A 12331-nucleotide genomic window follows, 5' to 3' on the forward strand; every position below is an offset into this window, starting at 1 on the left:
TGCCTCATGCCCTAGCAGATGATTTGTGCAGCCTGCGAGCTGGTGTCCCTCGCCTTACGGTTTCCGTTGTCATGAATTTCGACGCTGAAGGCAATCTACTTAATTACAAAATTGTTCGCTCCGTCATTGAAAGCAAGGAACAACTCAGTTACGAAAGAGCAAAAGAGATTTTAGACAAAGGAAAAGAGGAAAGCCCGAGATTTGCTCAACTCAAAATGATGGTCGATCTCTGCCTACTTTTGAAAAGCCAGAGAAGGCTCCGTGGTGCTGTCGACATGAATCTCGACGAGATGAAAGTAATATGCAATGAAAGAGGGGAAACAATATCTCTTCAGCGTATTCCCTATGATGTGACACACCAAATGGTAGAAGAGTTCATGGTCAAGACAAATGAAGTTATAGCGCGTCATCTAGCCGAAAACCAAACTCCGACAATTTACAGAGCTCATGAACCACCTTCTGAGGACTCTTTTCGAGAGTTTCTAGCTCAAGTTGAGGCATGTCATTTCCCCATAAAAAGGGTGGAAAATAGCGAAGAAGTTGATGTCCCTGGCCTGTTAGATCAAGCTAGCCAGACTCCTTTTGGCCGTATTCTCACTCTCGAGTACATCCGAAGCATGAAAATGGCCTTTTATCAAGTCGACAATATCGGGCATTTTGGTCTGAGGTTGAAGCACTACTGCCACTTTACAAGTCCGATTCGTCGCTATTCCGATCTTGTTGTTATTCGTTCACTTTTCGGTCAAATTGAGCCCCTTCAAGCTCTTCAGGACATTTCTAAATTTATATCCAGCACAGAAAGAAACAGTGCTAAGGCAGAACAAAGCATCCTTCTTCTGAAGAAATTGCGCCTACTTTCTAGATTTCTAGCAGAGGGGAAAAACGTCTTTTTCGCAAGGATAACGAAGGTTCGGGCGTCAGGAGTAATCTTAGAACTTTTAGAGCTTTCCTTTGAAATCTTTCTACATGTTTCCCATGTTAGCAGAGAGTTTTTGACGTTCGATGAAGAAAATCTTCTCTTGTCGTCCAGAACAGGCACAATCTACAAATCTGGAGACACAATGGAAATTGAGCTTACTTCAGTTGATTTGTTGACTCAGAAGACTCGATGGAAAGGCCTCGTACACTATAGCTTAGATTTACAGCGTACAGCCGATCCATCCTCTACTCCACCTTTCGCTTCTAGGAAAAAAAACCTCCGTAGGCGCCCTCATGGCTCAAGGTAAGAAAAGACAGATAGGCAACTCTATTCGGAATCACTTTCTCTCTGGATTGGCTATCGTATTACCTCTTGTCACTACCGCTCTTGTTGCCAAGTTCGCGCTAAGAATTCTGACAACTCCTTTTGTTTCAGGTATTTCCTTTCTGTTAGGAACGAACGTCGTCTACGAACATCGATTGCTCTTCTATCTCGTAGAAGTTGCTGTTCTAGCCATTATGGCTATTTCAACCGTTTTGATTGGTGCCGTTACGAGGTGGTATGTTGTCAAAAAAATGGTGGAAGTAGGAGAGAATCTACTCAATAAAATCCCATTCGTCAGAATTGTCTACAAGGCTTCTAGGGAAGTCATGCAGTCCTTTGTCGCATCTTCCCAAGCTCCTTTTAAGGAAGTTGTTTTGGTGCCTTTCCCCCATTCTGGTAGTTACGCCCTTGCATTTCTCATCAAAGAGGAAGGAAAATGGGACAAAGGAAACCCTGAGAGCGTCTTTATCTCTGTCTTTGTACCTACAACGCCTAATCCGACCACGGGCTTCATCCTGCTTGTCAATCGTGAATTAATCGTTCCAACAGACCTTTCTATGGAAGAAGGGCTCAAGTTCGTGATTAGCTGCGGTGTCATTGACCTAAGGGATGTGTTCTCCCCTCACAACACCCAGGAATAGCCAAAATAGACTCTTCAAGATAGGCCTCAATCTCCTCTTGTGTTCGGGGAAGCGAAAGTAGAGGCAAATGGTTCAAAGACGTGGTGCTGAGTATAACACAAGAAGGAACGGAAATGTCTGTTTTAGAACTCCCTGTCATCATTTTTTTCAAGAAAAGAGACTGTGCTGAAGCGGGTTCTCTTTCGACCTCTATACAGCAGAAAATAAAAAATTTTTTCCAATATGCTAGAGGAGAGGGTGACTCAAAATAAATTTTTCTTACTTGATCACAACAAGAGCATTTCCCCCTTGTACGGGTAAAAAGAACAAAAATTAGTTTTTCATCTTGTAGGGCCCTTCGAAAAGCAGTTGTATAATCTGTCTCATAGGACAAAGCTCCAGGGACTTCGATAAAATAAGGGGCAGTTCCCCAAAGAGGTCGTATCTGAAGGGAAAAAAAGACAACCCAAACCAGAAATCTTAAGTAATTGCACAAACGGCTCACAGACACTTTTTTATCTCCACAACGAAAAACACCTCGAACGAGGGCGAGCGCACACAGCATGCCCCTTGAACAATTCATGTAAAAACATTTATCGAAGCTTTTATTCAGGGTCAAGCTCAAGGGAGGCTTTGAATCTCAATCTTTACAAACCCCTTAGGAAGATTAACCTTGAAAATGGGCCTTACCCTTCTTGGTTATACAGCGCCCACGAGAGGAACGGATTAAAAATCCCTCTCTTAACAAATGAGGTTCATAAACCTCTTCTAGCGTCTCCACACTCTCTCCAATATGAGAAGCTAAGACTTGCGCACCAACTGGGCCACCTTCATAAAGGTTCAATATAATTTCCAAAATCTTCCTCTCAATCGAGTTAAGCCCCTTTGCATCAAGTCCCAAAAGTTCCAAGGCCTCAAGCACACACTGCTCGGACAAAAACTCTCTTCGGGATGACAATAAGAACCTCCTGGACCATTTTAAAAAATGGAGAGCCAATCTAGGAGTGCCTCTGGAGCGAATCGCTATGGCTTCTGCAGCGTCTTGTTCCATTTTTAGATCCCATTTTTCAGACGCAGATAGGACGATCTCCATCAGTTCCTCTACAGTATAATCTTCAAAAACCAGTACAGCTTCAAAACGAGAAAGAAAAGGCTTACAAAGCCTGCCTGGATGCGTTGTTGCTCCAATCAAGGTGAAGGGATTCAGAGGCACAACCAGTGGACGAGATGTCTTGCCCTTCTCTAGGAGAATTTCAAGAGCGAAATGGTCCATGGCATGATAAAGAGATTCGCTACAAGATCTGTTCATAGCATGCATCTCATCTAAGAAAAGGATATCTCCTGTTTTCAAATGAGATAAAACGGAAACGAGGTGAGAAGGAGAATGAATAAATGAACAAGAAATAACCTCAATTGTTGTTTTCATTTCATAAGCTAACAAACGAGCAAATGTCGTTTTCCCTAATCCTGGAGGCCCACAAAAGAGGAGATGAGGCAGAGGCTTATATTCCTTCAAACACGCGGAACAAAGCATATTGAGTTGCTGTACAACACGTCTCTGCCCTCTAATATCACGCAGTCCAGATGGCAAAAGAACCGGACTAGGAATGATCGGTTCTGCTTTTTTCAATTTTTTTTTCTTTTTTTGACTAGGTGGATCTTCTCCACGACAAGAAAATAGGCAGGTGTGACTCACATCTCTCCCTCATCTGATCTCTTGATTTATTGTACGAACACCTCTAGAATCCCGCTCTGAAATTTTTTAGGTTTCTTTATGGAACACGATCTTGATTGCTTAGGTGACCTTGGACAAAGAAGTGAGACTATTGACCGAACTCTTTCTGTTCTTTGGGATCGCCAAGATCATGATCGATGTTCTCTGGTTCTTGCTGCCCTTCGCCTACGAAAGAGGTTGCTCAAAAGGGCTTCACAAAGGGTGGTGGATCAGAGTGCCCTTGCCGAAGCAGTGTGCGATCTTCTTTCTTCGGTATCTGAGTTGCAAAAAAATGACGGGCGAAGCCCCAAAAAGCTAACCATCCTGAAACAGGCCCAAGCTCTCCTTGAACTTCTTAAAAATGCGTGTCCTAACGGATTCAAAGGAGATCATCTATCTATTCTAGCCTACCAATTTCTCAAAACTGGACGAGAGGATCACCTAGACCAGCTAGTGGGAGGCCTTTTAGAAAGGTACGAAGAAGGATACCAGCAACAAACAGCGGAAGCCCTCGCTTACCTAGAGACTGCTTCTTCTTCTCATCTTGAACTTTTACCACCTGTTAAGGAGGTAATACCCCCCTCTGTTGCTTTGCCTATTCCTCAAGAAATAGCTGTCCCTCTTCCGCAACAAATCCAAAGAGAGCAGCATGTTTTCAAATCACCTTACGAAGTTGCATTTGCTGTAAACAGACCAATAGATCAGAGACAGCAAACCGTGATCTGTGACAGTAAGCTCATTGCCTCCTTAGGTGAACAAGTCGAGAAATCCGATCAAAGCATCCATGCTCTACTAGATGAATTAGAGGCCCAAAACAGGGTGCGTTCAAAGCTACGCTTTCTATTACAAAAGTTGCCTACCCTTCCTGACCGTGTGGAAGATATTAAGAAATATCCAGAGATTGTTAATGCCATTCAATCTGTTTCTCCCAAATTTAAGGGTTGCCATTTCTCTTGGGATACGGAGGAAGAGAAGCGAAACACTATCAACGGTGTATTGCATACTCTTACAGAGGGAAGCTACGAGACTAAGTTGATTTACTCTAGGATGTCTCAGGAAGTTTCTAGGCGCGCAGAGTTCGTTAAGGTTTTCGGGCACATCATCAACTCTCTTTTAGATTGTGAAACGAAGTTTCTCAAAAACATGCGTTGGTAAGTTTTCCATGACGATAAAGCAACACCCCGTACAGGAAAATCTTGAGCGCTCCGTTAGTCTATCTTGTTCCCTTCAAGATTTATTAGTTTCTCAGACAGAGGCTTGTCATGCCGATTACAAGAAAGACAGTAAGATAAGCCGGGCATACATTCAGGAGCAAAACTGTTATCATAACAGGCTTTCGATGAGTCACGCTGCATCTAAGATAACTGCTTTAATCTCGGGATTACTGCCCTGGGGAACTTTTGGAACAAGAAGAGTCTCTACTACAGGGATGTTCGGCTTGGCCTGTTCTGCAGCGAGTGTCTTTTGGGGTATCCAATCGAAAAGGTGTATTAGTCAACCGACCTCCAACTGGCAGTCTAAAACAGCAAGGATTCTTGAATTGGCTTCCTCTTGTCTCTATCTCAAAGCTTTTCTAGGAGGACCCGTAGGATTAGCTGCACAGGCCTTTGGAGCGGGTCTAGCTATTGGTCAAGCAGCCATTTCTATCTTTGGAGAACGTTGCCAAAAGAAAATAACAAAGCTTGAATTGAATCATGATACCATCCGGTTGAAACAGGAACAAAGAGGCGCAAGTTTTAAACTCTTAGCCAAAACGTTTTCTGCTTCTATGAATTCAGATGGCTCAGCCCTTGGGTTGATCAGACAAATGTCCATGATGCAAGAAAATGCTTTAGATGAGATCTTGAAAAGACAATGAGACGTCTTTTCCTCGTTATTCTATACTCCTTGTCTTTAGGTGAAGCCCGCTGGTAATAGAAATGCTGAGAACGTGCCATTTGATCAACAGGATCGTCAGCAAGTGTTGTCACCTTTTGGGGAAAGAGAAAAAGAAGGCTCTTTCTCGGGTTTCTGCTTACGCAGCGAGAGCCTTCGGGGAGGAAATCCCAGAAGAGGAAGAATGTCGGCAGCGGGAAGAATCGAGGAAGCGGGAACAGGCAGAGGGAGTGCTTTCTTCAGCACGACATGCTCAGCAGCTGGGGCTGCTATCTGAGACAGGGGCTTCTGCACCCATAGAGAGCGGTCATGTCGACTCTCAGAATACAAGCAGAAGAATGATGGATCCGATTTATCGGATGTGCTCGGTTCTCTTGAAGGTTTCTCATTCCAACTTGAAATCGCACCGACTTTTGGGATCTACGATCAAAATGAATTGGCATAACGTCTTAAGAGACTTGAGACATTATGGTGCTAGCATGCGATCCAAGTCGAGTGGTCTGTTTTCTCTCTCCACCGTAGGGTGTGCTTTAGTGGGATGCGCCCAACTTTTGAAGATGGACAAGGCTAGGCTTCCTGGAATTATGCAAGTCGTTGGGGAATCTTGTAAAACAGGAAAAGGTGCTTTAGAGGTTGGGCTAGTGGATACAGCCCGAACAAGTTATTCTGTCGTACGCGATCTCTACTTGGGTGCAGTAAATCAATCCAATAAGGTTTGTGACTCATTACAAGGGAACATTGACATGGCAACACAAACATTACAAAGCATTGATGATAGGAGAAACCAAGAGTGCTCTTCTATCCTCTCTGGGAAAGGTTGATGTCTTGGAAAGGCGCAAGACCATGTTTGCTACTCTTTCGTCTTTCTAAAGAGGCTAGGTTACTTCTGAATCTGAGTGGACTCTTTGATCTGGTGCCGCCAAGTGTGACAAACCGGGACTTGCGCCTCTGTATTCTTCAGCGCCTTGTTCGGTCTGTTTACCGTCACGGTGTTGTATTAGACAATGTCAAAGAATTATCTCGGTACCTCTGAAAATAAATAGATGTCTTCCCCCATCCAAACTCTCCCTCTATTTCCTTCTCAATCAAGAAGCTGGGAATATAATCAGAGAGTTTCTGCCCAACGGTTACGATAAGTGGACGATGAGACAAACTGGAAAGCCAGATTGCCAAATCGCAGAGGAGATCTTCATCTGATAGAGAAGCATAAAAATAGACAGCTGTTGCCTGTCCAAAAGGGGCAGAACATAAATCTCCTAAAAGGAAGCTGGCCCCATCTGACAAACCAAAAAACTCAACAAGACAACGGGAACGATGAACAAAATGAGGAACCATTTCGACACCAACTACTTGACATCCTAGCCTAGATAAAGACCAAAAGAGCAGCCTTCCTCTTCCTGATCCTAAGTCTAAAATCGTATCTTTTTTCTTCACTTCCATTTCTTGACAAATTTTACTCCAAGTCCTTAGGGGGGTCTCTCCATAAGGCATCGAATGCACACACATTCCCTCCCAAAAATCCCTACAAAGTCGGTAAGGATTAGAAAAGGAATAGTATAGAAAAAGGGTGATATCAATCCGAGCAAAACTAGGACAACAGACATATTCTTTCAGGACCCAAAAGAAGGAATGAACCCGAAAAAAATGGAAACGCAAGATGACCTTAAACTCTTCCCAAAGGGACATACATTAACCAAAAAGCAAACGAACCATTAGCTGAGCTACAAAAAAGTACATGGCCGTAGAACTAACATCATTGATAGCCGTTACAATAGGTCCAGAAGCAACAGCAGGATCCACTCCTATCTTTTGAAAAAGTAAAGGGAATAGGACCCCTAAAGTGGTCGCAAAAAGACAAGCTCCACTTAGTCCAATGCTCACGACAAGACCTAACTCCCACGGATGAATAGCAATAGAACCGTAAATGCCAAATACAGCTTGTAACAACATAATGAGAAGACCACCACAACATCCAAACAAAATCCCTGCAGAAGCCCCAATAGCCGTTTCACGTAAAATAACAGGTAAGGTCGACCGTTCTGGGACCAAACCTGCTGCAATACCACGTACAAGAACGGTACTACATTGCAAACCGACATTACCAGACATGCCATTGATCATGGGAACGAAATGGAGAAGTATCCTATATTTGACTGGAAAGCGTGATAAGTTGCCTGCATTGAGCAATCCTGCACAAAGGGTAATGGCCAACCAGGGCGCACGAGAAAGAACTCCCTTAAAAAGTGGAACATCTCCTTCAATCTCCTCACCTGTCCCTGAGATATGTGCAATCGTCTTATCTGCTCTTTCTTCAATAGAGTCGAGCATGTCTTCATAAGTGATCACACCCAACAAGCAACCCTCCTCGTCAATAACAGGCAGATCCGTGCTCTTATACCTATCAAAAATTTCTACGATTTCCTCAAGAGGAGAGTCAGGTCCTACAGCTTGAGAAATCGGTTTTGTGACCCTCTTAAGAGGCATATTCATAGGATAAATTAATAAAGCTCGAGAAGGAACGAAACCTTTCAAGTTGCCCTTCTGGGCCAGAATAAAAACCCGACGCAAGAAATCAATTTCAGGATGCTCTCGAATGAAGACAGAAGCATCTCCAATCGTTTGATTAGCCTGGAACGCAAAGAACTCCCTAGACATCAAACGACCAGCTGTACCTGGAACATATCCCCGTTGAGCAGAAATTGCTGCGGCTTTTTTAGGCTCCAAGAGAGCCATTACCCGTCGATCTCGGCCATAAGGGATAGCTTCGATGATCAAAAGAGCCTCATCTACGGGTAAATGCATGATAATCTCAGCAATCTCATCATCATCTAAAGTAGTGGCAACGGCTTTTTTTGTTGACTTTCCTGAACTAGCGAAAAACTTAACCTGATCTTCAAAGTTAGACAAAGCTTCATACAGATACACGCGCTGCTCTGAAGTGCAACCCTGAGCAACATGAGCCAAATCTTCGGGGGAAGATTGCGAACAAAGAAGGTGCAACTCATCCCAAAAACGGGTTTGTGAAGATAAGCTGAAGATATAAGACAATTTCTCGTACAACAAACTGTCTCGAGCAGTGTAGCTTTTGGGCACAAGATGACCCCGCTCTGGAATGATCTCTGAGTCCGTTTCTTTCAAGATCAGTCCTCCTTTGAAGTTTATTCCTTCCCAGCGCGACTCGAACTATTTATGGCGGCTCCAAACAGAAAAGTCGTCATCCAAATCCTCAGAGGAACTTGCACTTTCTTCCAAATTGCGCAACATTTCTAAAAAGAAAGCATCGCCACGTAACGGTTCCAGCCAATCGTCTTCAAGGACCTCTTCCAAGGTAGGGATCGTCCCTGTTTCAACTGCCTTCGAAAAACATTGTAACGCCTTTTCAACATCACCACGGATAGCATAAATTCCAGCTAAGTTGTACAAAACGCCTTGACTTCCTAGTCTTAATGCTGTCAAAAATTTTTCTTCTGCTTCCTGAAGATGGCTCTCATAATACGACAGGACGTAATGTTGTGGAACAGAAGACTTGATAAAGCATAAAATACAAAGCCCCCACTCGCTCCAGATTACATCATCTTCCGGATCGATTTCAGAAAGAATTCGGTAATGTTCAAAGGCTTTCAAAAAACATTCTGGATCACATGTTGCCTCTGCAAGATGAGACAAAGCAAAAGCAAAGGCCAAACGGATATGTAATGCATTAGGCTCGATGTTCTGCGCAAGTGCCAAGGTTTGAACAGCACGATCATAAAAGCTTTCATCTCCGGAGTAATCTCCTTGCAAGTCTAAGGCACATCCATGTTGGTACAATAATTCAGCATCGACAGCGACACCCATCGACTGATATTCGTCCAAAACAGAAGAAAACTTTAATAAGGCCTCATTAAGCAACTCTCTGTTCCCAAATGTCTCAGAGGTCCTCATCAAAGCCACAGCCCATTCCAGCTGTACCCAAAGATGTTCCTTACAAAGATCAGCACATTCTCTGAATTGATCTAAACTTTGCCTAAAAAAAGAAGCATTATTTGTTGCCTCTGCAAGCAGAAAATACGTTTGAGCTAGTCCAAGGTTGATCCAGTTAGATCGCCCGACTTGTACCACAGCAGCTTTTAAGCGAACCAAAGCGCTTTGAAAGAAACGTGTGTCACAGAAATATTTTCCTTGTTCCAATAGGGTCATAGCATGGCGATAGTGGTGAACGGGCTCTTCTGGTTCACGATCCAAAACATCTAATAAAACCTGTTCAGACTGCCTTAGAAGGCTCAAATTGTCATCATAAGCTCCCAAAAGAGCCTGACAACAACTCAATAAGCTGTTCAGCTTTGGATGAGCAGGGTCAAGAGCTAATCCAATCTGGAGCTTATCACACGCAATGCGTAAAAATTGCACCTGTTGACGAATCCGCCCTGCAAAATAGTACAATTCTGCCCATTGTAAACTGACTTCAATACGACTGGCTCCCCTAGCAAGAGCACCAGAAAACGCCTCTTCAGCCTTAGTTAAAGTCTCGTCAAATCCTTGATAAAAAACTAACCTCGTATAGAAACGGGCCAAAAGCAGCCAGGCGTCGGGGCTCTCTGGTGATAAGCTAACCGCGTGCGCAATGAGTGTCTCTGCTTGGTAAAGGGGTTCAGGAACAGAGATGCGTTGTGAAAGACAAAGTAGGCAATCTGCGTAAGAAATCCAGAAAGAAACATTATTACAGTTCCCCTCTTGAGCCTTTGCAAAACAATCCAAAGCCTTAACATAATCACCAATCTCTCCTGAATGCTTGGCTATGGAAAAAAGCAATTCAGCCCACAGGACATATGTATCTGTATCGATTTTCAAAGAGGAGATCATTCTACAGGAAAGCTGAAAGGCTTCCTGTAGAAGGCTAACTGGATTAAGCCAAAAAGATTGTGCAGCGAGGACAACGCGTAGGAACAGATGTAAAGAGGGAGTGTGGACGGAGGAAATCTCTAAAGCCCTCCTTAAACGGTAGACAGCATGACTAAGGGCACCGGGACATTTGCCATTTAAATAACAGTTCCAAAAGGCTTGCCCCTGTAAATAAGCCACCTGGTGGCTCATAGGAGCAACCTTCGAGGCTAGGTCAAAGCAATCTAACATTCTACGGTTAAGACCGGGGAGATTCTCCTTAGCGAAAATTCTCCCCTCCGAGACCAGGGCTTCTGCAAAAAGTTCTCGGTCTCTTGCTACCCAAGTAGACCAAGAGCCTTCTCGTTTGAATCCTTCCAAGAGAGCAAAATTCTGCTGTTCCAAGGCCAAGCGCAAAATAGAAGCCCGTGAATTTTCTTCCATAGGAAAGGCAGCCCTCCTGCGCATCCTGTGTACAATACAAAATAAATCTGTGTTAGCCAAGGGTGTAAGGGGAACCAAGGAACGAGCTCCTCTCGACTCAATACCCGGCGTTAAACACAAGATACTCCAATAAAGCCAAGGAGTACGAACTCTTTTTTAAGCTTCCCCTAAGTTCTCACCTCCTTCCGCTGAAGAGCAGGATACGAAAAACAACTGACTCCGTTCTTAAAGTAAACCGAAACAAACTTAAGGGAAATGTTATGCCACTTATTTCAATGCGAAAACTTTTGGACTGCGCCGCAAAGCATCAATTTGCTGTTGCAGGGTTTAATATTAATAACATGGAGCAAATTCAAGCTATCATGGCTGCCGCAGAGGAAAGCAAAAGTCCTGTTATCATGCAAGTCAGCCGAGGAGCCTTGAAATACACTCAAGATAAATTTATCGAACGCATGGTTCAGGCAGCCCTCGATCTCTACCCCTCCATTCCTATAGTCCTACACTTGGATCACGGAGATAGCTTAGAAACCTGTAAAAGAGCTATAGACCTAGGTTTCACAAGTGTCATGATTGATGGATCCATCGATCCCAAAACAAAGGAACCTAACTCTTATGAGAAGAACAAGCAAATAACCGAAGAGGTGGTTCGTTATGCGCACCGTCATGGCATTTCCGTTGAAGGAGAACTAGCCTGCATTGGATCTATTGAAAAAGCAAAAGCTGGAAAAAGTCAGTTTAAACCAGAAGATCTCCTCACTGATCCAGAAGAAGCGCAAAGGTTTGTCAAGGAAACAGGTGTAGATTCTCTGGCTATTGCCATCGGAACAAGTCATGGGGTGTACAAATTTGAGAAAGAACCGGATGGAAAAGTTCTCTTTGTCGATCGGATTACAGAAATTCATAACAAAATACCTCATTGCCATTTAGTCATGCATGGTAGTAGCTCTATTCCACAAGCACTTTTGCAGTGCATCAACCAATACGGGGGAAACATTTCTGAAACGTACGGTGTCCCCATTTCAGAAATTCAAAAAGGCATTAAAGCTGGTGTTAGAAAGGTTAACGTTGATACAGACCTGCGACTAGCCATGACAAGCGCCGTAAGGAAAGTATTACATGAGCAAAAAGACGTTTTCGATCCAAGAATCTATATGGGCGCGGCTCGTGATGCGATGAAGACCATCTGTTTAGAACGTATGCTTGCATTTGGTCAAATAGATAAAATTCAATTTTTAATTAGTTAACTCGCTTATTTCGGTAAGGTTGGGGCTAAAAGAAAAAAATGTGATAATGGGCCCCGCCTGTCTCCTCACCTTGTTATCACAGAGGTTAAATGAGCGTACGCGTTATCCAGGTGGACTCTGAGAAATGGGCTGAGCTAGAAGCGTTCCTTCTCGAGAGTGGGTTTAACCGAAAACGGAAGGTTCCGCGTGTTGTTTTCAGCTTAGAAAAAGCAGGTGTTTCTTGTTGCCTTTATGAGACTGGAAAGTGTGTTATTCAAGGCAAAGACATCGTCTGCCGAGAATTTATCGAATTTGCCTTAGAGCCATTTTTAGGTGACTTCTCTTACTCCTC

12 protein-coding genes are annotated in these 12331 nt (G+C 43.6%); 7 read left to right on the forward strand and 5 right to left on the reverse strand.

Going from position 1 to position 12331, the window contains the following annotated elements:
* Together HAT2_RS01965 and HAT2_RS01970 are read left to right on the forward strand one after the other, a co-directional pair.
* Window positions 1–1226: RNB domain-containing ribonuclease (locus HAT2_RS01965; protein ID WP_114544348.1), on the forward strand; the 1226-nt coding region annotated here is incomplete at its 5' end.
* On the forward strand, window positions 1213–1884 hold the full coding sequence (locus HAT2_RS01970; RefSeq protein WP_114544349.1) for a DUF502 domain-containing protein: 672 nt from the start codon (window positions 1213–1215) through the stop codon (window positions 1882–1884). The genes HAT2_RS01965 and HAT2_RS01970, both read left to right, overlap by 14 nt.
* Here the strand turns inward: HAT2_RS01970 and HAT2_RS01975 are convergent.
* Together HAT2_RS01975 and ruvB are read right to left on the reverse strand one after the other, a co-directional pair.
* On the reverse strand, window positions 1838–2446 hold the full coding sequence (locus HAT2_RS01975; protein ID WP_147267483.1) for a hypothetical protein: 609 nt from the start codon (window positions 2444–2446) through the stop codon (window positions 1838–1840). The genes HAT2_RS01970 and HAT2_RS01975 overlap by 47 nt on opposite strands.
* Window positions 2447–2530: 84 nt before the next feature.
* Window positions 2531–3559, reverse strand: a complete 1029-nt coding sequence (ruvB, locus tag HAT2_RS01980) for a Holliday junction branch migration DNA helicase RuvB (protein ID WP_114544351.1) — start codon at window positions 3557–3559, stop codon at window positions 2531–2533.
* A 78-nt stretch (window positions 3560–3637) separates the two neighbouring features.
* Between ruvB and HAT2_RS01985 the strand changes: the two genes are divergently transcribed.
* From HAT2_RS01985 to HAT2_RS01995, 3 genes are all read left to right on the forward strand, one after another.
* Window positions 3638–4732 carry a hypothetical protein gene (locus HAT2_RS01985; protein ID WP_114544352.1) on the forward strand — a complete coding sequence of 365 codons (1095 nt, stop codon included), beginning with the start codon at window positions 3638–3640 and terminating at the stop codon, window positions 4730–4732.
* A complete protein-coding gene (locus HAT2_RS01990) occupies window positions 4698–5435 on the forward strand; it encodes a hypothetical protein (RefSeq protein WP_147267484.1) in 738 nt (245 codons plus the stop codon). The genes HAT2_RS01985 and HAT2_RS01990 overlap by 35 nt, the downstream gene beginning before the upstream one ends.
* 61 nt (window positions 5436–5496) lie before the next feature.
* Window positions 5497–6273, forward strand: a complete 777-nt coding sequence (locus tag HAT2_RS01995) for a hypothetical protein (protein ID WP_147267485.1) — start codon at window positions 5497–5499, stop codon at window positions 6271–6273.
* A 163-nt stretch (window positions 6274–6436) separates the two neighbouring features.
* On the opposite strand, the gene HAT2_RS02000 is transcribed toward HAT2_RS01995, so the two are convergent.
* Genes HAT2_RS02000 through HAT2_RS02010 form a run of 3 tightly spaced genes read right to left on the reverse strand, consistent with a single transcriptional unit; the run spans window position 6437 to window position 10756 of the window.
* The gene (locus tag HAT2_RS02000; RefSeq protein ID WP_114544355.1) at window positions 6437–7138 is read right to left on the reverse strand and encodes an SAM-dependent methyltransferase; all 702 of its coding nucleotides are present in this window, start codon (window positions 7136–7138) and stop codon (window positions 6437–6439) included.
* Window positions 7139–7141: 3 nt separating this feature from the next.
* On the reverse strand, window positions 7142–8590 hold the full coding sequence (locus tag HAT2_RS02005) for a magnesium transporter (RefSeq protein ID WP_114544356.1): 1449 nt from the start codon (window positions 8588–8590) through the stop codon (window positions 7142–7144).
* Window positions 8591–8635: 45 nt separating this feature from the next.
* Complete coding sequence (locus HAT2_RS02010) at window positions 8636–10756, reverse strand: tetratricopeptide repeat protein (protein ID WP_147267486.1); 2121 nt, start codon at window positions 10754–10756, stop codon at window positions 8636–8638.
* Window positions 10757–11016: 260 nt separating this feature from the next.
* Here HAT2_RS02010 and HAT2_RS02015 point away from each other — a divergent pair, with 260 nt between their 5' ends.
* Together HAT2_RS02015 and HAT2_RS02020 are read left to right on the forward strand one after the other, a co-directional pair.
* Window positions 11017–12000, forward strand: a complete 984-nt coding sequence (locus tag HAT2_RS02015; protein ID WP_114544358.1) for a ketose-bisphosphate aldolase — start codon at window positions 11017–11019, stop codon at window positions 11998–12000.
* A gap of 89 nt (window positions 12001–12089) precedes the next feature.
* A partial coding sequence (locus HAT2_RS02020; RefSeq protein ID WP_114544359.1) for a DUF3378 domain-containing protein occupies window positions 12090–12331 on the forward strand: 242 nt, incomplete at its 3' end.

This window comes from Candidatus Similichlamydia laticola, assembly GCF_003339615.1.
Taxonomy (GTDB): Bacteria; Chlamydiota; Chlamydiia; order Chlamydiales; family Parilichlamydiaceae; genus Similichlamydia; species Similichlamydia laticola.